Below are 21,295 nucleotides of genomic sequence, written 5' to 3'. Positions count from 1 at the left end.
AAGTATTAAGACTTAAAATCTGCAAACTCTTAATACTTTCATCTTAATACTTAATACTTTTTTGAAATGATTGTGATTACAAATCCTTTTTTTATTGAAGATGAAATTCAAATTCTACATTCTTTATTAGAAGAAGGATTGTCTTTGCTTCATATTCGAAAACCTGATTTTTCAGAGTTGGAAATGACTCAGTTTATTAATCAGATAAAACTAGAATTTCGTAATAAACTGGTTTTGCACAATCATTATGATTTGGCAGAAGATTTTGGAATTAAACGATTGCATTTTTCTGAAAAAGAAAGAAAAAGCAATCTTGATTCTCCTGCAAGGTTTCCAAAACCTTGTAGGTATAAATCGACATCAACACATTCAGTAGAAGATTTTAATTCGTTAGAAAATGATTTTGATTATGCATTCTTAAGTCCAGTTTTTAAAAGCATTTCAAAAGAAAATTATTATCCAATAATTGATCTTTTTGAAGCATTAAAATTGCGAAAAAACTATAAAACGAAAGTTATTGCTTTAGGCGGAATTGATTCTCAAAACATACACAAAACTCTTGAAAATGGTTTTGATGATATCGCTCTTTTGGGAAGTATTTGGAACAATGAAAATCCTGTAAAACAATTTAAATTATGTCAGAAAATCGTCCATTCGTACTCACAATCGCAGGTTTAGATCCGTCTGGTGGTGCTGGGATTTTGGCTGATATCAAAACATTTGAACAGCATAAAGTTACTGGCTTCGCTATTGCAACAGCTAATACTATTCAGACTGAAAATGAATTTTATAAGATTGAATGGATTAATATCAATTTTGTGATACGATCTATTGAAGTCTTGTTTCAAAGCTATAAAATAAGTGCTGTTAAAATAGGGATTGTACCATCTCTTTCTTACTTAAATCGAATTCTATCAACGATAAAATTGATTTCTCCTGATACAAAAATTGTCTGGGATCCAGTTTTAAAATCGACTACAGAGTTTGATTTCTTAAACATTGAAGATCATTCAGATCTCAACCAAATCTTGTCAAAAATCAATTTGATTACACCAAATTATATAGAAATCGAACAATTACTTCCCGGTTTTATAAAAGATCATCTTTGGATTGAGAATGAAATTTCGACTGCAATTCTGCTCAAAGGCGGACACAATTCAAATGAAATCGGAAAAGATCAATTGTTTTTGAAAAATAAAATTCTTGATTTATTTCCTACTGAAAAAGACTGCTACGAAAAACATGGCTCAGGCTGTGTCCTTTCTTCGGCTATCGCTTCAAATTTAGCCCTAAACCAAACTACAGAAGAAGCCTGCAAAAATGCTAAAATCTATATTGAAAACTATCTTAGTTCAACTACAACATTAATCGGATACCATTATGTATAACAAACTGCAATATATTTCGCAAGGCGAAACAATTGACGACCAATTACGCAACATACACCAAGCGCTTGATGCTGGATGCAATTGGGTACAAATGCGATTTAAAAATCAAACTCAAAAAGACGTTTTTACTTTGGCGGAAGCAGTAAAACCTTTGTGCGAAGAATATCTTGCGAATTTTATTGTAAATGACGATTTACATCTCGCAGAACAAATTTCAGCTGATGGTGTTCATTTAGGACTAACGGACACAAAAATCGATGAAGCAAGAGCGATTTTAGGCTCTACAAAAATCATCGGAGGAACTGCCAATACTTTTGAAGATATCGAAAATCACGTAAAAAACGGTTGCGATTATATTGGCTTGGGGCCTTTCAGGTTTACAGCTACAAAAGAAAAACTGAGTCCAATTTTGGGTTTGTCAGGTTATCATGAAATTCTTCAAAAACTGAAAAAAAATAAAATCGACATTCCAGTTTATGCTATTGGAGGCATCACATTACGCGATGTGAGTCCGTTAATGGAAACTGGAATTTTCGGAATTGCCGTTTCTGGAATCATTACTGAAAGTGATGAAAAGGAAAAATTAATTCAACAATTAAAAGAAAAATTATATGCAAACATCATTGTTTAATTTAGGAGACAAAGCGTTCGTATCCCGTCTGTTTCTTGGAACGGGAAAATTTGGCTCGAATGAAGAAATGGAACAGGCTATTTTGGCTTCAGAAAGCGAATTAGTTACTGTTGCATTAAAACGCATTGATCTTGAAACTGATACCGACGCTATTTTATCGCACTTAAAATATCCAAATATCAATTTATTACCCAATACTTCTGGAGCGAGAAATGCCAAAGAAGCTGTTTTTGCTGCGCAACTGGCTCGAGAAGCTTTGGAAACCAACTGGGTAAAACTGGAAATTCATCCTGACCCAAAATATTTGATGCCCGATCCAATTGAAACTTTAAAAGCGACAGAAGAATTGGCAAAATTGGGTTTTATTGTACTTCCTTATATTCACGCTGATCCTGTTTTGTGCAAACATTTAGAAAGCGCAGGAACATCGGCTGTAATGCCTTTAGGCTCACCAATTGGAAGCAATAAAGGTTTAAAAACGATTGATTTTCTCGAAATTATAATCGAACAAAGTACAGTTCCTGTTATTGTAGATGCAGGAATTGGAGCGCCATCTGATGCAGCAAAAGCAATGGAAATTGGAGCCGATGCTGTTTTGGTGAATACTGCGATTGCCGTTGCAGGAAATCCGAAATTAATGGCTGAAGCTTTTAAAGAAGCGGTTATTGCTGGAAGAAAGGCTTTTGAAGCTAAAGTTGCTAATCAGCAAAATTATGCTTCGGCTTCTAGCCCGTTGACTTCTTTTCTTTATGAGTAAATTGATTTTTCTCTCGCAGATTCTGCAGATTTAGCAGATATTTTTATATGCTAAAACTGGTCATTCTATTTATTATGATATTTTCACCATATTCAAAAAGACAGAATTTTCTTTAATTTTGAATTAAAAAAATATGTCAGAAAATGAGATTTCATATAAAATTAGAGGAGCAATTTTTAAAGTATATAACACTCTTGGGCCTGGATTATTAGAATCAATTTATGAGAGCGCACTTTATTATCAATTAGAAAAAGATGGATTACACGTAGTTAAACAAATTGATTTACCAGTTAAATATGATAATGTTTACTTAGATATAACTTTCAGATTAGACATTTTGGTCGAAAATAAAGTAATTATAGAATTGAAATCAGTAGAAGAAATAAAACCTATTCATTTTAAACAATTAAATACTTATTTAAAATTGACTAACAAAAAACTTGGACTATTAGTCAATTTCAACTGCTCTAATATCTTAGAAAATATTCATCGTGTTGCCAATAAAATTTAATCTGCATGATCTGCAAAATCTGCGGGAAACAAATAAAAAAATGAAAACATTCAAATCCATTTTTGAGCAATATAATTGGGATGAAATCCAATCTAAAATATACAAAACCACATCAAAAGATGTTGAGCGCACTTTGTCCAAAACCAAATACAATCTCGATGATTTTTTGATCTTAATCTCGCCTATTGCTCAAAATTATTTGGAACAAATGGCTCAAAAGTGCCATGAAATCACCAAAAAACGTTTTGGAAAAACGATACAAATGTATGCTCCGTTATACTTGAGTAATGAATGTCAAAATATCTGTACGTACTGCGGATTTAGTTTAGACAATAAAATCAAAAGAAAAACACTTTCTGATGCCGAAATAAAACTAGAAGTCGAAGCCTTAAAAAGTGCTGGTTTTGACCATGTTTTATTGGTTACAGGCGAAGCAAATTATACTGTAAACATCAATTATTTCCTGAATGCAATTGCTCTAATTAGAAAAGATTTTTCCATTATTTCTGTTGAAGTGCAACCGCTTTCTAAAGAAGATTACCAGCGTTTGCATTATGCTGGAGTATATTCAGTTTTAGTTTATCAGGAAACATATCATCAGGAAGTTTACAAAAAATATCATACAAAAGGAAAAAAATCAAACTTTGATTATCGATTAGAAACGCCTGATAGAATTGGAACTGCTGGAATTCATAAAATTGGTTTAGGGGTTTTATTAGGTTTGGAAGACTGGCGAACTGATAGTTTTTTCAATGCTTTACATTTAGATTATCTTCAAAAGAAATATTGGCAGACGAAATATTCTGTTTCTTTTCCACGTCTCCGTCCAGCAGAAGGCATTATAGAGCCTAATTTCATTATGGATGACAAAGATTTGACACAATTAATTTGCGCATACAGATTGTGGAATGAAGATTTAGAGATCTCTATTTCAACGCGAGAAAATGAGAAATTCAGAAACAACATTATTCCGATTGGAGTTACAAGTATGAGCGCTGGTTCGAAGACAAATCCTGGCGGTTATGTTGTTGATCCGCAATCTTTGGAGCAATTCGAAATCAGCGATGAACGTTCAGCAGAAGAAATTTCAAACATCATAAAAAATGCAGGTTATGAACCTGTTTGGAAAGATTGGGACAAAGTTTATAGTTGAAATTGTTTCAATTTTCAGGTTCCAAGACTTAACATTTTACAATTCACAATTCACAATTCACAATTAAAATAATGAGTATCATAAAAGAATTCCTTCGCTACAATAGACAAACCATCCTTCCTGAAATTGGCGATGAAGGGCAGGAAAAATTAAAAAAGGCCAGAGTTCTGGTAATTGGAGCCGGTGGTTTGGGCTGTCCGATTTTGCAATATATTGCGACTGCAGGAGTTGGATTTATTGGAATCATGGATTTTGATACCATTGAAATTCATAATCTCCATAGACAGATTTTATATACCGAAAATGAAATTGGTCAGCATAAATCAATTGTTGCTAAAGAAGTAGTTTCTAAACTAAATCCGTTAATTGAGGCTGTTGCCATTAATGAAAAATTAACTGCTGAAAATGCATCGGAAATCATTCAGCAATATGATATTGTTGTCGATGGTTCTGATAATTTCTCCACTCGTTATTTAGTCAATGATACTTGCGTTCAGCTTAAAAAACCTTTGATTTACGGAAGTATTTTAAAATTTGAAGGACAACTTGCTGTTTTTAATCATAACGGAAGTAAAAATCTTAGGGATTTATTCCCGGAAATGCCCGATCCAAAAGATGTTCCAAATTGTAATTTAAATGGTGTTTTAGGAACATTGCCTGGAATTATAGGCAACATGATGGCGCACGAAACTTTAAAGCTGATTTTAGAATTGCCACCTTTAAATAATGAACTTGTTATTTTTAATACCTTAAACTGGAATTTTACAAAGTTGAATTTCTAAAAAACAACCTCATCTCCTACGCTGATAATTCCAGAATTCAGACTCACAATATTGGTTCCGAATAAAACCGAATTATCAACATTTCTGTATTTGCTCAACGTTTTTAGAGGTTCTTTTTTCAAACGCCCATTTTCTGGATCATTGTTTACCATAACACATCTTCCGCAGGGTTTTATATTTTTAAATTGAACCTCTCCTATCTTAAAAGTCTTAAAATCATCTTCTTCATGAGGTTTTTCAGTACTTACTACAAGGTTTGGGCGAAATCTTTTTATGGTAATTTTTTCATCCAATTTATCATTCAAAAAATCCAAGCTTTTGGTTCCAAGTAATAAATATGGATAACCATCTGCAAGACTTACATTGAATGTTTCTTTTAATTTGGAGCTTTCGTGTTTACGAGCTCCATTTTTAAGTATTTTAACCAATTTACATTCAAAACCTAAATGTTGGCTAAACCATTTTGAAGTTTCAAGATTTACCTCAACCACTTCACTTTTATCATCCCAAACATTTACTTCTATTGCGTTTTCTAAATGTTCGTTAATAGAAAATTCATGCTTTTGATCCTGAAAAGTAATGCTGATTTTTCCATTTGAAATCTGCGGATAAAACTGACTCATAATTCGATGTTCTCTCTGTGTCAGCATTTGGTTTTCTGCATCAACCAGCATCCAACGGCGATCGTTTTCAAAGCCCATTTCTTCAGCTTTTGCAGATTCAAGACTGATTCCTGCCAAGCTTTTTATCGGATAAATATAAATTTCTTTTACGCTGTAAATTGCACTCATTTTTCTATTTACTTTTTAAAATGGACATAAACTCTTCACGATCAATTTCTCGGCAGCCTAAGCTCTCCAAATGCGGATTGTAAACCTGACAATCCAGCAATTTGTAATTTTCTTTTTTCAAATATAAAGCTAATGCAATAAAAGCTGTTTTCGAAGCATTTGAAACTTTAGAAAACATACTTTCTCCGCAAAAAATATTTCCCTTTCCCAAATCAATTCCATACAAACCACCAACCAAAACATCATCTTGCCATACTTCAACCGATTTTGCCACTCCTTCTTCATTCAATTTGCAGTACGCTTCAATCATTTCATCCGAAATCCAAGTTCCATCTTGTCCCTCTCTTTTTATTTGTTGGCAATTTGAAATTACTTCTCTAAAACTTTTATTATAAGTAACCTTAAACATTTTCTTATTGAGAATTTTTCTCATGCTTTTGGATATCACCAACTCATCAAAAAATAATACCATTCTAGGATCTGGCGCCCACCAAAGAATTGGTTCTCCTTCATTAAACCAAGGAAAAATACCGCTTTTGTAAGCCAATAGTAAACGCTCTGGACTTAGATCTCCTCCTATCGCTAAAATTCCCTCTTCATCAGCTTCTTCAACTGGCGGAAAAAACAAATCGTTGAATAAATAATACATCTTTTTTTAATATTCAATTATGAAATTCCAAATTCCAATACAAATAGAAATCTCAATACTAAAAATTCCACATTCCAAACTTTCAGAATATTGTCTTTTATTTAAAATAAAGCTCTAAACTAAAATTCCAAATCCCAAAACATAGTTATGAATTGGAATTTGGAATTTATAATTTGAAATTTAAACCTTTTTTTAGAACGGTAAATCGTCTGGTTCGTCTTCGTTTAAGTTTGTTGCTGGTGCAAAAGTTTCTGCAGCTGGCATTGGAGCTCCTTGTGCAGGTCCTTCTGCTGCTAATCTTTCGATTCTCCAACCTTGAATACTATTGAAATATCTAGTTTCTCCTTGCGGATTAACCCATTCTCTTCCTCTTAAATTGATAGAAACTTTTACTGCATCTCCTTGTTTATAGCTACTCAACAAATCGCATTTATCTTGTGTAAATTCGATTAAAATATGTTGTGGATACTGCTCCTCAGTAGTAACAACTAATTCTCTTTTTTTGAATGAGGCACTAACTTGCTGCTCTGGGTTAACCACTTTTACTTTTCCTGTAACTTCCATCTTCGTCTATTTAATTATTGTTTCTATTTCTTTTATTTTTTAGCTAAAAGCACTTTCCAAGCCGATTCCACATCACCGTTATCCAGATATTTTTTGGCTTCTAAATGTACTTTTTTCTGGTCGTCTGAGCTTAAAACTCCTTTGACTGCGAAATTTTCTTTCACAAATATACTAACTTCTTCTTTTGTAGGCAAGGCTTCAATGTTACCTAATTTTCCTAAATCGTTCCCATCAAAAACAGGGCTTTCTTTTACAAAATCTGGTATCGCATCTACGCCTACTCCCATTGTTGTCAAGGGTTTTGCGACTTCAAAAAGTCCTTGATTTGATCTTGAATACCAATTATTTCCAAGTCTTGAAACCAAATCAATTTTATGCTGATCGATTCCTCCGTTTTCATCTAAAATCGATTCATCAATATGAATTTTCACTACTTCGCATAAAATCAAATTTCCCGCTCCACCTTCTGTTCCTAACGGAATAATCTGCGTAATCTTGCATTCAAATTGAACTGGAGATTCTTTTACGCGATATGGTTTTACTAAATCTGAAGGAATTTGTGTTAATCCAGCTTTGATAAATTCGTTTACTCCGTCTGCATATTCTGTACTTGCCAATGATGTTTGTTGTACAATATCATAACTAACAACATTTATTACCACTTCGCGAGTTGCTTCGGCATTAATTAAAGTATGTTTAATGGTATTATCACGAACACGTCTTGATGGCGAGAAAACCAAAATAGGCGGATTGGCACTAAATACATTAAAGAAACTAAATGGAGATAAATTAGGAATCCCTTTTTCGCTAATTGTGCTTGCAAAAGCAATAGGTCTCGGTCCGATTGAACTCTGCAGATAGCCTTGCAATTTGGCCGTTGGAATCTCTTTTGGGTTAACGCTGATCATACTTTAAAATTTAGACAGAATCTCATTTTAGCAGCTACAAAAGTATTGAAATGGTTTAATTCGAAGAAATAGTTTTGCGGATAAAAATGAAAAAATCTTTCTATCTCGGCAAAATATAAAATGTTTATATTTCGTTATATTTATACCTCAAAAAAACTGATATGTCTTTTTCTGAAAGAACAAATACAACCCGCTGGATTATTATTTCCGTTTGTTTTATAATCATTTCTCTAATTCTTTGGAACACTTATACTTTCTTCCAAATTTTTAAAAATGAGGAACGTTTAAAAATGAACCTTTTTGTGAAGGCGCAAATAACTATAGTCAACGCCGATGAAAATACCGATGTAGAACTTCCTCTTCAGATTTTCAACAATAACACTTCGATTCCAGGTATAATAATGCTTTATGATAACGTGGTAAGTGCCGTGAATGTTCCTGATGAAATTCTTAATGACAAGAAAAAAAGAATCGCTTTCTTAAATAAACTGAAAAATGAAAATGAGCCTATAACTTTTGAATATGCTCCGGGAAAATATCAGACGTTATATTACGGCAACTCTTCATTATTGAACAAACTCAAATATTATCCTATTGCACTTCTTCTGATTATATTCTTGTGTATTGCTTTAATTTATAATTTTTATAAAAGCACTAAAATGGCAACCCAGAACAAGCTTTGGGCAGGAATGGCAAAAGAGACAGCACATCAGATTGGAACTCCTCTCTCTTCATTAATTGGCTGGGTAGAAATATTAAAAACCGAAAATATTGATTCGTCAATTAGCACTGAAATCGAAAAAGATATTGAACGTTTGCAGACTATTACTGATCGTTTTTCTAAAATTGGTTCAGTACCAGTTTTAGAGCTTCATGATATTGTAAAAGAAACTAAAACAGCTTATGAGTATCTGCAATCTCGTTTTTCTAAACAAGTTACATTTTCGTTTCAAGCTCCAAACGAGCCTATTTTAGGAATGATAAACCCTACTTTGCATAGCTGGACTATCGAAAACTTAGTTAAAAATGCTATTGATGCGATGAAAGGAAAAGGAACACTGGATCTTCAAATTGAGCAAGATGCGCATCAGGTAAAAATCAATATCAAAGATTCGGGAACTGGAATTCCTAAAAAACAATTTAAAACTATTTTCGAAACAGGATACACTACCAAAAAACGCGGTTGGGGACTTGGCCTTTCTTTAACTAAAAGAATTGTAGAAGAATACCACAACGGAAAAATTAAAGTGTTACATTCTGAAATCGGAAAAGGAACTACTTTTCAGATTGTGTTAAATAAAAAAGTGCAGTAAAAAATATTTTACTGCACTTTACATTGTCAGGTTGAGCGAAGTCGAAACCCTTATAAATTTGCTTGAATATCTTTTGTTAGAGCTTCGAATTCTTCTTTAGAAAGCGAAACTTTATTAATGAAACGCATTTCGTCCATTTCGTTTAAAGGAATCAAATGTACGTGTGCGTGAGGCACTTCAAGTCCAACAACAGCCATTCCGATTCTTTTGCATGGAACTGTTTTTTCTAAAGCTGCAGCAATTCTTTTAGAGAATTTCATTAGCCCTAAATACAACTCTTCATCCATATCAAAAATCTTATCGATTTCTTGTTTCGGAATACAAAGCGTATGTCCTTTTGCGTTTGGATTTACATCTAAAAATGCTAGATAGTTTTCGTCTTCAGCAATTTTGTATGCCGGAATTTCTCCGTTTACTATTTTAGAGAATATTGATGCCATTGTTTTTTGGGTTAATCGTTTAACTGTTTATTTGTTTAACCGATTTAACGATTAAACGGTTAAACTTTTAAAAATCTTAATAGTGCGATTGCTTCGTTCCTCGCAATGACTTAGTCTCTTGTGATTTCTAGAATTTCAAATTTCAAAACTCCATTTGGAACTGTAATTTCTGCTACTTCTCCAACAGATTTCCCCAACAAACCTTTCCCAATAGGAGATGTTACAGAGATTTTTCCCGTTTTTAAATCTGCTTCGCTTTCTGCAACAAGCGTATATTTCATCTCCATTCCGTTAGTTTGGTTTTTGATTTTTACATTCGATAAAACCAAAACTTTAGAAACATCCAATTGAGATTCGTCAATTAATCTTGCATTTGCATATACTTCTTCAAGTTTAGCAATTCTCATTTCTAATAAACCTTGCGCTTCTTTTGCTGCATCATATTCTGCATTTTCAGACAAATCACCTTTATCTCTTGCATCTGCAATATCTTGAGATGCCTTTGGACGCATTACACTTTTTAAATGCTCCAATTCATCTTTTAATTTTTTTAATCCTTCTGCTGTATAATAAGATACTTTACTCATAACTTCATCGTTTATATAAATACAAAAAATCCCATCGCGACGGGATTTTCTTACCACAAATATACTATAATTTTTAATAGTACATAATTATATGTTAATCATATATAGATTTCAAATCTAAATAAATTATTTTTGTTTTAACTAATTCTTATTCAAATAATGAAAAAAATCTGGTTCTTTATCGCATTTACTGCAGTTTTATTCGCTTGCAGCGACAATAATAGAAGTAATAATAATCCGTATATCCCGAACTACTCGATAAACGCGTATCTCGACACTAATCTTCCTACTTATAACAAATTACTGTATCCTAGTAATCCTGTTTATGTTGCCAATTATGGTGCAAAAGGAATTATTGTAATGAAAACTGGAGAAGGAACTTATACTGCTTTTGATGCAGCTTGTCCAAACCAAGCTTTAACTTCTTGTACTGCAATGACAATTGACGGAATTTATGCTGTTTGTTCTTGTGACAAAACCCAATATAATTTATTTACAGGACTTGGCGGAAAAGAATATCCGATGAAACAATATCGTGTCGAATCTTCTGGAACCGTAATTCACGTATATAATTAACAACAAAAAAGCCTGAAAGTAAGTAGTTTCAGGCTTTTTTTGTGTCTTAGCTTCATTAGAATTTCAAACTCAAACCAATTAAGAAATTTGTTCCCGCTTGCGGATAATAGTACGGATAAACATCCCACATTGCTCCGTTTGAAACATATTTTTTATCGAAAATGTTATTTACCAAAGCCGTAATTGTTATCGATTGGAAAATTGTTTTTGGCTTTATTTCGTATGATGCATTAAAATCATTTACAAAGTAATCTGCCAATTTTGCCGCTGGAAGTTCAATATTGTTCATGTATTGCTCTCCAACATATTTTTGCAATAATGAAAGATACAATCTCTCCATTGGTTTATACACAATAACGTTTCCTGCAATTACTTCTGGAGAATACGCAATTTTGGTTGTTCCGTAATATTCTCCATCAACAGCCAAATCCACATTTTTGTTGCTGCTTAAAGTAAAGTTTGGTCTTAAAGTAAATTTCTCAGAAAGCGCAATCGTCGCATCAAATTCAAAACCTAAACGGTAACTTTTTTCAGTATTTGCTCGAATAGGATTTCCAACATCATCCAATCTTCCAGTTAAAATCAACTGGTCTTTGTATGCCATGTAATACACATTAGAATTCAATTGGAATTTCTCTGAATTGAATCTCCAACCTAATTCAAAATCATTCAATTTTTCTGGTTTTACATTTCCGCCTTCATAATCTGTTCTATTTGGCTCACGATTTGCTCGTGCGTAAGAGAAATACAAAGTGTTTTTTTCGTTGAAAGCATAATTCAAACCTGCTTTCGGATTAAAGAAATTGAAATTATCATCTACCAAACCAGTTTCTGCACTATTGGCTTTATACTTCACATTTCTATATTGCAAATCTCCATAAAAGCTTAATTTTTCTGTGAATTGATAATTTGCTTTCGCGAAAACATTACCATCCGTTTTTGACGAATAATCATCATAGTAATGAGCTCCTAATGCTGATTGATCAGAGTATTGCGACCAAATTACTTTTCCGAAATGATCCCCTTCATATTTATTCCAGCCTCCGCCTAAAATAATATTTAGTTTTTCAGTCACATATTTAGCAGAAAAAGTAGTTCCGTAGAAATCATTATCCAGCCATTTTTGACGAATCAAATCGGTTACTGGAATTAAATTTCCGTTGCCATCATCAACCGTTTTTGTTGGCTGAATTGGTCCATAACCAGCAACAGGTTCATCTTCTTTATAATTTTCGTAATACCCTTTCCCTTTAGTATAATGAAATGCTAAGTTTGTACTCCATTTATCAGAAATCGATTCGCTCCAGTGCAATTGATAATGGTCTTGATTATAATTATCGGTTTCGTTATCATAAAAATGAACATTTCCTGCATCATCTGTGTACATTCCTGCAGAATTAAAAGTACGATTTGTGTTAAGAGTTTCTGCATCAATTCCGTTCCAAGATTGGTAGGTTTTTTCAGTTCCTCCAAAAACCAATGCTTTAATTAAAGTTGTTTTGCCTACATAAGTTCCCTGCAAGAAATATGATTTTAGATCTGCACTTCCGCGATCAATATAGCCGTGTGTTTTTATTGTAGACAAACGTCCAGCAATTTCAAAATGATCATTTAGTAAACCAGTACTAAATTTTACAGTATTTTTAAATGTATTGAATGATCCTGCAGAACTTGAGATTTCACCTGTTGCTTTTCTAGCATAACTATCAGTCAATAAATTCAAACTAGCTCCAAAAGCTCCTGCCCCATTTGTTGATGTTCCAACTCCTCGCTGTAATTGAAGACTTTCTACAGAAGAAGCAAAATCAGGCATATTTACCCAAAACGTTCCTTGGCTTTCTGCATCATTGTACGGAATTCCATTTATAGTTACGTTGACACGAGTAGCATCGCTTCCACGAACTCTAATTCCTGTATAACCAACACCATTTCCTGCATCTGAAGTGGTTACTACCGAAGGCATGTAATTCATCAGAACAGGAATATCTTGACCTAGATTTCTATACTTAATTTCTTTTTTATCCATATTGCTAAAACTCACCGGAGTCTTAGAAGTAACACGAATAGCAGAAACTAAAACCTCATCTAGAGAATTTACTTTTGTAGAATCTTTTGGATGTTGCTGAGCATAAGATAATAGTGTAAAGAAAAAAGAAGAAAGAAAGAAAATAGACGACTTTTGGGTCAGCTTTGAACCTTTGTACCTTTGTACCTTTGTACCTTTAAATAAAGTTTTCATTCGTAAAGGATTACGAATAAAAGGGGGAATTATTCTTTTGTTAAAATTAATAAATGTGTTTCACGACAAAATAAAGTGTGCACGCTCGATAGTGTCGTTTTCCCTTAGCAACATTACTCGCTCAGGTTCTTTGGGTATGATCTCAGCTCGTTATTTGGAGCACCCCTTTGAGACAGTGCAAATGTAATGTTAAAAAGTTAAATTTCAATATTGAAAATTTCAAATTCCAAAAAATTCAGCTAGATTGAAAATTAAAATTCCAAATTCCAACGTTAACCTTAGTTGTTGGAATTTGGAATTTATAAATTGGAATTTTACTCTATATTCGGTTTTCTTCTTGATTGCTTCAAGTCTGAAATATTCTTTTTGTCTTTGATTCTTTTCTTAATCACAGCTTTTGGGACTTTTGTAGCCTTTCTTACTTTTGGAACAAATAATCCTTTTTTTATGATTTCCAGAAATCGTTTGGTTACAATTTCTTTGTTTTTAAGCTGACTACGGTCTTCGTCGCAGTTTAAAATCAAGATATTTTCAGAAGTTAATCTTGCTGAAATATTTTCTTGCAATAGTAATTTCTCTTCATCAGATAGAGCTTGTGAAGCATTCAGATCAAAATTCAAAACTACTTTAGACGAAACTTTGTTCACGTTTTGTCCGCCCGATCCACTACTACGAACGGCTTTAAAGTTTAATTCTGATATAATTTTTTCTGAATTCATATTATTGTGGCTGATGTGCTGCTTTCAACAAATCGTTTACAGTCTTTACTGGATTAAAAGTAATCAAAGGAACAGCTACAAAAACGGTTAACCAATTGGCCATTGATCCATTCCATAAACCTGGCAATTCGTAATTTTTGACTGATTTTCCTTCAAGGCTTTTTTCTACAATAAATCCAGCTTCATGATCTACATATTGTAGTAGATTAAACTTTTCGTTTTTATAATTTTTTATGCCACAAACCAAATCTACTGGATTAAAATGTGTTGCCTCGGCTAAAATCTTCTTTTGTTTTTTATCTTCTAAATCAACTTGGGAAGTCTCTACAATCTGAAGTGATTTTATTCCTTTTTTATTCATAACCCAAAAAGGGCCTCCGCCTGGCTCTCCTTCATTTTTAACCATTCCGCAAATACGAATTGGTCTACCTAAAAGTTCTTTTAGCTTGCTTATTTTGTTTTCAAAAGTAAATTTATTGAAATCCGCAGTCATTTCAACACTAAAGCCCTTTTCTAAAAAAAGAAGTATCTCTTCAATATTATCTTCTTTAATTTTCTCTTGATCAATTAATCTTAAATATTCAAAAACTTTTTGCTGCATCTCTACCAAAACACCTGCCAAAGCTTTCTTGTACAATGTAATTTGATCAATGTGATTCTGGATTACATTATCTATGTTTTTAATAAAGATTACATCTGCATCCAGATTATTTAAATTTTCAATCAAAGCGCCATGTCCGCCCGGTCTGAAAACTAAATTGTCATTTTTATCTTTTACTAGTTTATTTTTTTCATCTATTGTAATAGAATCTGTGCTTTTGCTTTGATAAGAATATCCGATATCTATCTTAATACCTGAAGGTTTTTCAATTTTGTCTTTAACTTCATCAACTGCTATTTCAAACAAGTTTTGATGTATTTCTGAGACTGTAAAATGCAAATTAGATACATTTTTTGATGACGCATAATGAACACATTCATTCAAATGTTCTTCAATCGGGTTGGCGATATGAGTATCATATTGATGAAATGGCAAAACAGCTTTGGGTTTATTTGCTGAATTATAATAATCTGAAGACAACAGTAGTTTTATAAAATAGTAATTTTTATAATCTCTTTCTAAAGTCTCAAATTCAGGATAAATTTCTCTTAATTTTTTGTCTACCGTTTCAAAGAAAGGAAACTTCTCCATACCAACGATAAAAATGGCAAGTTCTTTATCATTTTTTCTGTTGATGTAAGCGTTTATTGTTTCTCTTGTAATATCAAAATCATTCAGAAATGCCGTTAAGAATTTGTACATTCTTGTTGCCGCGCCTGATGCTGGAACAAATTTTTTAATTTTAAATTTGTCCTTCTGCTGATCAAAAAATAACGCTTTCTGTTGGAATTCTTCATCTGACAAACTCAAAATCCCATCGTTGATTGTAGCGGGTCTAATTAAATCGCTTTTTGCAATTCCCTTTTTAAAACTTTTTAATTGTTTTAAAATAGTCTCAAAAGATATTCCTCTATTATATATCTGGACAAAATCATTAGAAGAAAAATCATGCTCTTTAGCTAAAGTCAAATCATCAATAATAGCTGTTGCCTTTGCCAAACGTGTTTCTTTGTCTCCTGATAATGTTATAAAAGGCTTTTTTGTATCTATTAGTGTTTGTTTAAAAACAGAAAATATGGTTTCTCTTCCTTCTGGAGTATCGCGAATATCGTCTTTCTCCCAAGGAACATCAATATCTGTAAGGAAAAACAAATCATATTCATGTTTTAATGCTGCTTCATTTAAAAGCGGGTCACAAAAACCGTAATACATCTCAGAAAACACTTTGGTTACCATCAAATTGGTATCACAAAACAAGTATTTATTTGCACTAGCCAATTTTTCATTTTCCAATGCAGTCTGACCATAAGCAATTGGCATCATATCATCCGCTACACAAATATGCTTATTCTCCTCCCATTTTTCTTGCAGATAATCGCGTGCAAACTCAGGAACCCATTCGGTTTCGTAGTAATCTGCAAGCTGTTTTGCTAAGGTTGTTTTTCCTGTACTTTCAGGTCCAAACAAAGCAATTTTTATGATATTTGTTTTTTGCTGTTTAAGATCTTTCTCCATTCTAAATAAGCTGAAATAGCCAAAATTGTAAAAATTATGTATTGAAGCGACAACATTCCTAAGCCACGATAAGCGTAGAGAGGCACAACAATAATATCACCAATAATCCAAAGTGTCCAGTTTTCTATTTTTTTTCTGGCCATGTACCACATTCCTGCAAAAAATATTCCTGACGAAATCATATCAACATAATTGTCTGGATGTATTTTGTAATCAAAATATTTATAAATGCCGAAAACTACAAAAACAGTGACAATAAACAGTAAGATTCCGATTATTTTTTCACTAAAACTTGTACGTGTAATTGGCAGATTATCATCTGCCGTTCCGCCTTTTGCCCAGACATACCAGCCATAAATACTCATTATTGAAAAATAAGCGTTTATGATCATATCGCCGATATAACCTGCAACATAAAGCAGATATACAGATATTGCCGTCGCAATTAATCCTGTTGGATACACCCAAATATTTTCTTTTTTAGCAAACCAAACGCTTAAAATTCCACAGACAAATACCAGAAACTCCAAAGCAATATGCCATAGCGGTGCGTTCTTATAACTTTCTAAAAAAAAATCTATCATGAAAATGTGGTATTTGGCTTTTATAACTCAAAAAAGCGACTATTATTTTCAAAAGCAGTTCCAATCACAACCAAATCTGCTCCAGCTTCATACGCTTTCTGAATTCCTTGCAAATCTACAATTCCTCCACCAACAATAACAGGAATTTGAATATTTTGAGCAATAAGTTCAATCATTTCTGTTGGAACGGGCTGTTTAGCACCACTTCCTGCTTCTAAATAAATCAATTGATTTCCTAACATTTCTCCTGCCTGAGCTGTTGCTAAAACCAAATCAAGATTTTCACGACTTAAAGGTTTTGTTTTACTCACACGGGCAACAGCTGTCTCATTGCCACTTTCAATTAAAATGTATCCTGTAGAAATAACCTCTAGATTTGTTTTTTTTAGAATTGGTGCTGCCTGAACCTGATATTCAATCAAATAATCTGGATTTCGACCAGACAATAAAGACAGAAACAAGATACCATCAGCTTTTGGTGAAATCTGAGAAGGATCTCCAGGAAATAAAATAACAGGTAGATTTGTTTTTTGTTTTAACTCCGAAATCAATTCTTCTAAAATGTTATTCTGAACAATACTTCCTCCTACGAAAATGTGAGTTGCAGGCGAACCATTAATTTTTTCAATTAAATGATTGACATTTTCCAATACAATTTTATCAGGATCCAAAAGCACTGCCAGTAATTTTTGGCCATTGCTTTTAGCTTCTAAAATCTGTTGTCTAATGGTAAGTATTTGTTCTTGCATACGGGGTGTAAAAGTAAAAGATTTTTAATGTAGAAGAACTATTTTGAATGAATTATATTTGTTTAACGTTTTTTGATAACGTAAATAACACATTATGATTACAGTTGAATTACTAGAAAAGTACGGAGTCATAAAAAAATCATTTGATAAAAATGATATTATTTTAGAAGAAGGGAATCTTCCGTTACACTACTACCAGATTATTTCTGGCGAAGTAAAAATGAGTAATTATAATGATGATGGACGTGAATTTATTCAAGGCATTTTTTATAACGGACAATCTTTTGGAGAACCTCCATTGTTTTTAAATCAAAAATATCCAGCAAATGCAATTGCTGTTGAAAATACCGAGCTTTTTATTCTTCCGAAAGAAAACTTTATGAAGCTTTTAGAAGAAAATCCAAAAGTGAGCATTCAAATAATTGAAAATCTAGCGCAACGTTTGTACTACAAATCGGTTATGGCTGCGGAAATATCTACTCACGAGCCTGAACATCGCGTTTTAAAATTAATAGATCACGGAATTGCTTATTTCAATTTTCAAAAAGATAAAAATGGTCATCTTATTAATTTTACCAGACAGCAAATTGGAGATTTAACCGGTTTACGTGTAGAAACAGTTATTAGAACGATAAAAGCATTGGAAAAAAAAGGCGAATTAAAGATTATTAACCGAAAAGTATACAGATAAAAAAATTCTCGTTTTATGATTTTAATCATAAAATGGAGCACTATTGTTGACGTAATTTTGTTGATATAAAAAACTGAATATCATGACACTATATCAAACAACATTCGACATTTTCAATAGAAATTATATGGGTTCTGCTGCAATGGCAGTAATTGGGCAAAGCTGTTTAGGAGGCGCAGCGGCTATGTATGTTTTAGCCAACGGAACTTCTATTCCGCAAATGATTCAGCTAGGAATTATTGTTTTAGCTTGTGTTTTTGCAAATACATCTATTTTAGCGCAAATGAAACACAAAGTAGTTTTCAACCTTATTATGCTAAGTGCAACTTTAAGTTTGTTCTTTATACTTTTGAATAGTTTTATTCTATGAAAAAACAAATAGAAAATAGAGCAGATGTTTCCTTTTTGGTTCATCAGTTTTATGCTAAAATAAGAGCCGATCAAGAAATCGGCTTTTATTTTAATGAAATGATTTCTGATTGGGATGCGCATCTCGAAAAACTTACAGATTTTTGGGAAACCAATCTATTTGGTGTTCGCAAATACAAAGGAAATCCGCATGCCGTACACAATGAAGTTGATGCTCATTTTGATGAAAAGATCGCACCTAATGAATTCGGAATCTGGCTGAATCACTGGTTTCAAACCATTGACGAGCATTTTGAAGGTGAAAACGCCGAAACACTTAAAAGACGCGCTCGCAAAATGAGCACTTTTCTATATATGAGTATGTTTCAGCATAGACAAAAAGAAAGCGAGATTTAAATGTCGTTGTGAGGAACGAAGCAATCCCATTTGCTAAATCAATTATAGTGAGGTTGCTTCGTCTCTAGCAATGACCAAACTTTGTGGCTATTTCTCAAAAGCGTAAACCAAAGTAAAAGTTCCTTCAAAATTATCCGATTTGATTTCTTGATAATGAACATCAAAATCCTTAATCAAATTATCAAAATGAAGACTTGCCTGCGTTTGGGTTTTATCTAAAGAAAAGTTGTCTACATTAATATGATCTTTAAAACTTATACCTTTTTCATTTCTTATTTTAAAGATCGCCTCTTTTGCACCCCAGATAACGGTAAGTTTTTTTATGTATTCTTTAGAATTCGGTTCTAAATATTTGCATTCATAATCTGTGAATTTATCAGCGATTTTTTGAATTTTCTCACGCTGTAATTCCATATCAATTCCAACCTTTTCTTTGCTTATAATGATTGCCGCAAAATGGTACGAATGTGTAATTGAGATATGATTATCACAATCGAAATACGGTTTCCCGAATTCGTCATAATGCAAATCTTTATCCGTAAATCCCATTTCCTGAATTAGCATTCGCACACTCAAAAAAGCACGCTGATGCATTTGAGATTTCATTCCGTCAAGTCTGCGTTGTGTCTTTTCTTTCAAGGTAACACGACTATACAATTCGTCAAAAGATTCGGTTATTTCCCAAATTAAGATTTTAGTAGTTTCGTTGAATTGTATGGTCTGAAATAAAGGCATTTCTTTTTTAATTATGAATTATGAGTTGTAAATGATAAATTGTTCTTTTTTCGAAAATGAAATTTCTAATGAATATCTGATCTTTTTAGCCCTGATGGAAGCGGCATCCTTTTTCTGGCTTCTTTAGCCAGGAAAAGATACAGCGGACAGCAGGATTAGCTCCTAAAGACCTTTATAACTAACTTTCTATGGATTAAGAAATTAAAGATTTCACAAATCTTACAGAAATTAGTAAAATTAAAAACCTATTACGTAAATTTGCAAAAATTTTACAATATACAAATATACTATAAATGAGTACTACAACTACGCCTTATGTGGCTTATAAAGTAAAAGACATTTCTCTAGCGGCTTGGGGAAGAAAAGAAATTGAACTAGCTGAAGCTGAAATGCCAGGTTTAATGGCACTTCGCGCTGAATACAAAGACGAACAACCATTAAAAGGTGCTCGTATTGCTGGATGTTTGCACATGACGATTCAAACTGCTGTTTTGATCGAAACTTTAATTGCTCTTGGTGCAGAAGTTACTTGGTCTTCTTGTAACATTTTCTCGACTCAAGATCAGGCTGCTGCTGCTATTGCTGCTGCTGGAATTTCTGTGTACGCTTGGAAAGGTTTAAATGAAGAAGAATTTGACTGGTGTATTGAGCAGACTTTATTCTTTGGTGAAGATAGAAAACCGTTGAACATGATCTTGGATGATGGTGGAGATTTAACTAATATGGTTATTGACCGTTACCCAGAATTGGTTCCTGGAATTAAAGGTCTTTCTGAAGAAACTACAACTGGTGTTCACAGACTTTACGAAAGAGTAAAAGCTGGAACTTTACCAATGCCTGCTATCAACATTAACGATTCTGTTACTAAATCTAAATTTGATAACAAATACGGATGTAAAGAATCTGCTGTAGATGCTATTCGTCGTGCAACTGACTTAATGTTAGCTGGAAAAAGAGTAATTGTTTGCGGATACGGTGACGTAGGAAAAGGAACTGCTGCTTCTTTTAGAGGTGCTGGTTCTATTGTAACAGTTACTGAAATTGATCCAATCTGTGCTTTACAAGCTGCAATGGACGGTTACGAAGTTAAAAAATTAGATACTGTAATTGCTAATGCTGACATCATCATTACAACTACAGGAAATAAAGATATCGTAGTTGGAAGTCATTTCGAAAAAATGAAAGACAAAACTGTTGTTTGTAACATCGGACACTTTGATAACGAAATCGACATGGCTTGGTTAAACAAAAACCACGGTGCTTCTAAAATCGAAATCAAACCTCAGGTTGACAAATATACTATCGCTGGAAAAGATATCATTATCTTGGCTGAAGGTCGTTTAGTAAACCTTGGTTGTGCTACAGGTCACCCAAGTTTTGTAATGAGTAACTCATTTACAAACCAAACTTTAGCTCAAATCGAATTATGGAACAACAGTGCAGCTTACAAAAATGAAGTTTACATGTTACCAAAACATTTAGATGAAAAAGTTGCTGCTTTACACTTAGCTAAATTAGGTGTTGAATTAGAAACTTTACGTGAAGATCAAGCGGCTTACATTGGTGTTGAAGTTCAAGGTCCATTTAAACCAGAATACTACAGATACTAATCTATTTTAGATTGTAGATTTCTGATTTTAGATTTCC

General features: G+C 32.9%; 25 protein-coding genes. 13 read left to right on the top strand and 12 right to left on the bottom strand.

The genetic code is table 11. From position 1 onward, the window contains the following. Nucleotides 1–66: 66 nt before the first annotated feature. The 7 genes from DMB71_RS16610 (at nt 67) to DMB71_RS16580 (ending at nt 5,222) form a co-directional block, all read left to right on the top strand. Nucleotides 67–678, top strand: a complete 612-nt coding sequence (locus DMB71_RS16610; RefSeq protein ID WP_111367985.1) for a thiamine phosphate synthase — start codon at nt 67–69, stop codon at nt 676–678. Continuing rightward, nucleotides 636–1,388: a hydroxymethylpyrimidine/phosphomethylpyrimidine kinase gene (locus DMB71_RS16605; protein ID WP_111367983.1), complete on the top strand. Its 753-nt coding sequence runs from the start codon at nt 636–638 to the stop codon at nt 1,386–1,388. The genes DMB71_RS16610 and DMB71_RS16605 overlap by 43 nt, the downstream gene beginning before the upstream one ends. Beyond that, entirely contained in the window at nt 1,381–2,019 is a 639-nt protein-coding gene (locus DMB71_RS16600; protein WP_111367981.1) for a thiamine phosphate synthase, read from the top strand. Before DMB71_RS16605 ends, DMB71_RS16600 begins: the two co-directional genes overlap by 8 nt. After that, a complete protein-coding gene (locus DMB71_RS16595) occupies nt 2,000–2,776 on the top strand; it encodes a thiazole synthase (protein ID WP_111367979.1) in 777 nt (258 codons plus the stop codon). Before DMB71_RS16600 ends, DMB71_RS16595 begins: the two co-directional genes overlap by 20 nt. Nucleotides 2,777–2,909: 133 nt before the next feature. Further along, nucleotides 2,910–3,287, top strand: a complete 378-nt coding sequence (locus DMB71_RS16590; RefSeq protein WP_111367978.1) for a GxxExxY protein — start codon at nt 2,910–2,912, stop codon at nt 3,285–3,287. A gap of 40 nt (nt 3,288–3,327) precedes the next feature. Continuing rightward, nucleotides 3,328–4,440, top strand: coding sequence for a 2-iminoacetate synthase ThiH (thiH, locus tag DMB71_RS16585; protein ID WP_111367976.1), 1,113 nt, complete (start codon nt 3,328–3,330; stop codon nt 4,438–4,440). Nucleotides 4,441–4,511: 71 nt separating this feature from the next. Next, on the top strand, nt 4,512–5,222 hold the full coding sequence (locus tag DMB71_RS16580; RefSeq protein WP_111367974.1) for a HesA/MoeB/ThiF family protein: 711 nt from the start codon (nt 4,512–4,514) through the stop codon (nt 5,220–5,222). On the opposite strand, the gene DMB71_RS16575 is transcribed toward DMB71_RS16580, so the two are convergent. The 4 genes from DMB71_RS16575 to DMB71_RS16560 all read right to left on the bottom strand — a co-directional run bounded on the left by DMB71_RS16575 (nt 5,219) and on the right by DMB71_RS16560 (nt 8,134). Next, a complete protein-coding gene (locus tag DMB71_RS16575) occupies nt 5,219–6,013 on the bottom strand; it encodes an MOSC domain-containing protein (protein WP_111367972.1) in 795 nt (264 codons plus the stop codon). The two genes, DMB71_RS16580 and DMB71_RS16575, sit on opposite strands and share 4 nt — an antisense overlap. A gap of 4 nt (nt 6,014–6,017) precedes the next feature. Further along, a complete protein-coding gene (gene aat, locus DMB71_RS16570; RefSeq protein WP_111367970.1) occupies nt 6,018–6,662 on the bottom strand; it encodes a leucyl/phenylalanyl-tRNA--protein transferase in 645 nt (214 codons plus the stop codon). A 192-nt stretch (nt 6,663–6,854) separates the two neighbouring features. Next, the gene (locus DMB71_RS16565) at nt 6,855–7,226 is read right to left on the bottom strand and encodes a DUF3127 domain-containing protein (RefSeq protein WP_111367968.1); all 372 of its coding nucleotides are present in this window, start codon (nt 7,224–7,226) and stop codon (nt 6,855–6,857) included. Nucleotides 7,227–7,258: 32 nt separating this feature from the next. Then, nucleotides 7,259–8,134, bottom strand: coding sequence for a flavin reductase family protein (locus tag DMB71_RS16560; protein WP_111367966.1), 876 nt, complete (start codon nt 8,132–8,134; stop codon nt 7,259–7,261). Between the two features lie 161 nt (nt 8,135–8,295). On the opposite strand from DMB71_RS16560, the gene DMB71_RS16555 reads away from it, so the two are divergent. Then, the gene (locus DMB71_RS16555; RefSeq protein ID WP_111367964.1) at nt 8,296–9,447 is read left to right on the top strand and encodes a sensor histidine kinase; all 1,152 of its coding nucleotides are present in this window, start codon (nt 8,296–8,298) and stop codon (nt 9,445–9,447) included. A gap of 50 nt (nt 9,448–9,497) precedes the next feature. On the opposite strand, the gene DMB71_RS16550 is transcribed toward DMB71_RS16555, so the two are convergent. Together DMB71_RS16550 and greA are read right to left on the bottom strand one after the other, a co-directional pair. Then, the gene (locus DMB71_RS16550; RefSeq protein WP_111367962.1) at nt 9,498–9,887 is read right to left on the bottom strand and encodes an HIT family protein; all 390 of its coding nucleotides are present in this window, start codon (nt 9,885–9,887) and stop codon (nt 9,498–9,500) included. 110 nt (nt 9,888–9,997) lie between these two features. Beyond that, entirely contained in the window at nt 9,998–10,474 is a 477-nt protein-coding gene (greA, locus tag DMB71_RS16545; protein ID WP_111367960.1) for a transcription elongation factor GreA, read from the bottom strand. A gap of 159 nt (nt 10,475–10,633) precedes the next feature. Here greA and DMB71_RS16540 point away from each other — a divergent pair, with 159 nt between their 5' ends. Then, nucleotides 10,634–11,050 (top strand): Rieske (2Fe-2S) protein, encoded by a 417-nt coding sequence (locus DMB71_RS16540; protein WP_111367958.1) that lies wholly within the window; start codon nt 10,634–10,636, stop codon nt 11,048–11,050. A gap of 55 nt (nt 11,051–11,105) precedes the next feature. Here DMB71_RS16540 and DMB71_RS16535 read toward each other — a convergent pair whose 3' ends face one another. From DMB71_RS16535 to DMB71_RS16515, 5 genes are all read right to left on the bottom strand, one after another. Continuing rightward, nucleotides 11,106–13,289, bottom strand: a complete 2,184-nt coding sequence (locus DMB71_RS16535; protein ID WP_111367956.1) for a TonB-dependent receptor — start codon at nt 13,287–13,289, stop codon at nt 11,106–11,108. Between the two features lie 314 nt (nt 13,290–13,603). Continuing rightward, complete coding sequence (gene arfB / locus DMB71_RS16530) at nt 13,604–14,008, bottom strand: alternative ribosome rescue aminoacyl-tRNA hydrolase ArfB (protein WP_111367954.1); 405 nt, start codon at nt 14,006–14,008, stop codon at nt 13,604–13,606. 1 nt (nt 14,009) lies between these two features. Then, on the bottom strand, nt 14,010–16,124 hold the full coding sequence (locus DMB71_RS16525) for a DUF4301 family protein (protein WP_111367952.1): 2,115 nt from the start codon (nt 16,122–16,124) through the stop codon (nt 14,010–14,012). Beyond that, the gene (gene pnuC / locus DMB71_RS16520) at nt 16,085–16,708 is read right to left on the bottom strand and encodes a nicotinamide riboside transporter PnuC (protein ID WP_111367950.1); all 624 of its coding nucleotides are present in this window, start codon (nt 16,706–16,708) and stop codon (nt 16,085–16,087) included. Before pnuC ends, DMB71_RS16525 begins: the two co-directional genes overlap by 40 nt. 20 nt (nt 16,709–16,728) lie before the next feature. Further along, the gene (locus tag DMB71_RS16515; RefSeq protein WP_111367948.1) at nt 16,729–17,457 is read right to left on the bottom strand and encodes a geranylgeranylglyceryl/heptaprenylglyceryl phosphate synthase; all 729 of its coding nucleotides are present in this window, start codon (nt 17,455–17,457) and stop codon (nt 16,729–16,731) included. 94 nt (nt 17,458–17,551) lie between these two features. On the opposite strand from DMB71_RS16515, the gene DMB71_RS16510 reads away from it, so the two are divergent. From DMB71_RS16510 to DMB71_RS16500, 3 genes are all read left to right on the top strand, one after another. Beyond that, the gene (locus tag DMB71_RS16510; protein ID WP_111367946.1) at nt 17,552–18,148 is read left to right on the top strand and encodes a Crp/Fnr family transcriptional regulator; all 597 of its coding nucleotides are present in this window, start codon (nt 17,552–17,554) and stop codon (nt 18,146–18,148) included. An 82-nt stretch (nt 18,149–18,230) separates the two neighbouring features. Continuing rightward, on the top strand, nt 18,231–18,518 hold the full coding sequence (locus DMB71_RS16505; protein ID WP_111367944.1) for a hypothetical protein: 288 nt from the start codon (nt 18,231–18,233) through the stop codon (nt 18,516–18,518). Then, complete coding sequence (locus DMB71_RS16500) at nt 18,515–18,913, top strand: group III truncated hemoglobin (protein WP_111367942.1); 399 nt, start codon at nt 18,515–18,517, stop codon at nt 18,911–18,913. The genes DMB71_RS16505 and DMB71_RS16500 overlap by 4 nt, the downstream gene beginning before the upstream one ends. Before the next feature lie 87 nt (nt 18,914–19,000). Here the strand turns inward: DMB71_RS16500 and DMB71_RS16495 are convergent, their stop codons facing one another. After that, the gene (locus DMB71_RS16495; RefSeq protein WP_111367940.1) at nt 19,001–19,648 is read right to left on the bottom strand and encodes a 4'-phosphopantetheinyl transferase family protein; all 648 of its coding nucleotides are present in this window, start codon (nt 19,646–19,648) and stop codon (nt 19,001–19,003) included. Between the two features lie 293 nt (nt 19,649–19,941). Between DMB71_RS16495 and ahcY the strand changes: the two genes are divergently transcribed. After that, nucleotides 19,942–21,258, top strand: coding sequence for an adenosylhomocysteinase (gene ahcY, locus DMB71_RS16490; RefSeq protein ID WP_111367939.1), 1,317 nt, complete (start codon nt 19,942–19,944; stop codon nt 21,256–21,258). Nucleotides 21,259–21,295 lie beyond the last annotated feature (37 nt).

The sequence above is a fragment of the Flavobacterium tistrianum genome, assembly GCF_003254545.1.
Lineage (GTDB): Bacteria > Bacteroidota > Bacteroidia > Flavobacteriales > Flavobacteriaceae > Flavobacterium > Flavobacterium tistrianum.
Note: the sequence above shows the minus strand (reverse complement) of the source record. Positions and strands in the feature narration are given on the sequence as shown.

Excerpts from the sequence above, each read along its gene's own strand:
- DMB71_RS16610 (WP_111367985.1), top strand. The coding sequence starts at position 67 with ATGATTGTGATTACAAATCCTTTTTTTATTGAAGATGAAATTCAAATT.
- DMB71_RS16605 (WP_111367983.1), top strand. The coding sequence starts at position 636 with ATGTCAGAAAATCGTCCATTCGTACTCACAATCGCAGGTTTAGATCCG.
- DMB71_RS16600 (WP_111367981.1), top strand. The coding sequence starts at position 1,381 with ATGTATAACAAACTGCAATATATTTCGCAAGGCGAAACAATTGACGAC.
- DMB71_RS16595 (WP_111367979.1), top strand. The coding sequence starts at position 2,000 with ATGCAAACATCATTGTTTAATTTAGGAGACAAAGCGTTCGTATCCCGT.
- DMB71_RS16590 (WP_111367978.1), top strand. The coding sequence starts at position 2,910 with ATGTCAGAAAATGAGATTTCATATAAAATTAGAGGAGCAATTTTTAAA.
- thiH (WP_111367976.1), top strand. The coding sequence starts at position 3,328 with ATGAAAACATTCAAATCCATTTTTGAGCAATATAATTGGGATGAAATC.
- DMB71_RS16580 (WP_111367974.1), top strand. The coding sequence starts at position 4,512 with ATGAGTATCATAAAAGAATTCCTTCGCTACAATAGACAAACCATCCTT.
- DMB71_RS16575 (WP_111367972.1), bottom strand. The coding sequence starts at position 6,013 with ATGAGTGCAATTTACAGCGTAAAAGAAATTTATATTTATCCGATAAAA.
- aat (WP_111367970.1), bottom strand. The coding sequence starts at position 6,662 with ATGTATTATTTATTCAACGATTTGTTTTTTCCGCCAGTTGAAGAAGCT.
- DMB71_RS16565 (WP_111367968.1), bottom strand. The coding sequence starts at position 7,226 with ATGGAAGTTACAGGAAAAGTAAAAGTGGTTAACCCAGAGCAGCAAGTT.
- DMB71_RS16560 (WP_111367966.1), bottom strand. The coding sequence starts at position 8,134 with ATGATCAGCGTTAACCCAAAAGAGATTCCAACGGCCAAATTGCAAGGC.
- DMB71_RS16555 (WP_111367964.1), top strand. The coding sequence starts at position 8,296 with ATGTCTTTTTCTGAAAGAACAAATACAACCCGCTGGATTATTATTTCC.
- DMB71_RS16550 (WP_111367962.1), bottom strand. The coding sequence starts at position 9,887 with ATGGCATCAATATTCTCTAAAATAGTAAACGGAGAAATTCCGGCATAC.
- greA (WP_111367960.1), bottom strand. The coding sequence starts at position 10,474 with ATGAGTAAAGTATCTTATTATACAGCAGAAGGATTAAAAAAATTAAAA.
- DMB71_RS16540 (WP_111367958.1), top strand. The coding sequence starts at position 10,634 with ATGAAAAAAATCTGGTTCTTTATCGCATTTACTGCAGTTTTATTCGCT.
- DMB71_RS16535 (WP_111367956.1), bottom strand. The coding sequence starts at position 13,289 with ATGAAAACTTTATTTAAAGGTACAAAGGTACAAAGGTACAAAGGTTCA.
- arfB (WP_111367954.1), bottom strand. The coding sequence starts at position 14,008 with ATGAATTCAGAAAAAATTATATCAGAATTAAACTTTAAAGCCGTTCGT.
- DMB71_RS16525 (WP_111367952.1), bottom strand. The coding sequence starts at position 16,124 with ATGGAGAAAGATCTTAAACAGCAAAAAACAAATATCATAAAAATTGCT.
- pnuC (WP_111367950.1), bottom strand. The coding sequence starts at position 16,708 with ATGATAGATTTTTTTTTAGAAAGTTATAAGAACGCACCGCTATGGCAT.
- DMB71_RS16515 (WP_111367948.1), bottom strand. The coding sequence starts at position 17,457 with ATGCAAGAACAAATACTTACCATTAGACAACAGATTTTAGAAGCTAAA.
- DMB71_RS16510 (WP_111367946.1), top strand. The coding sequence starts at position 17,552 with ATGATTACAGTTGAATTACTAGAAAAGTACGGAGTCATAAAAAAATCA.
- DMB71_RS16505 (WP_111367944.1), top strand. The coding sequence starts at position 18,231 with ATGACACTATATCAAACAACATTCGACATTTTCAATAGAAATTATATG.
- DMB71_RS16500 (WP_111367942.1), top strand. The coding sequence starts at position 18,515 with ATGAAAAAACAAATAGAAAATAGAGCAGATGTTTCCTTTTTGGTTCAT.
- DMB71_RS16495 (WP_111367940.1), bottom strand. The coding sequence starts at position 19,648 with ATGCCTTTATTTCAGACCATACAATTCAACGAAACTACTAAAATCTTA.
- ahcY (WP_111367939.1), top strand. The coding sequence starts at position 19,942 with ATGAGTACTACAACTACGCCTTATGTGGCTTATAAAGTAAAAGACATT.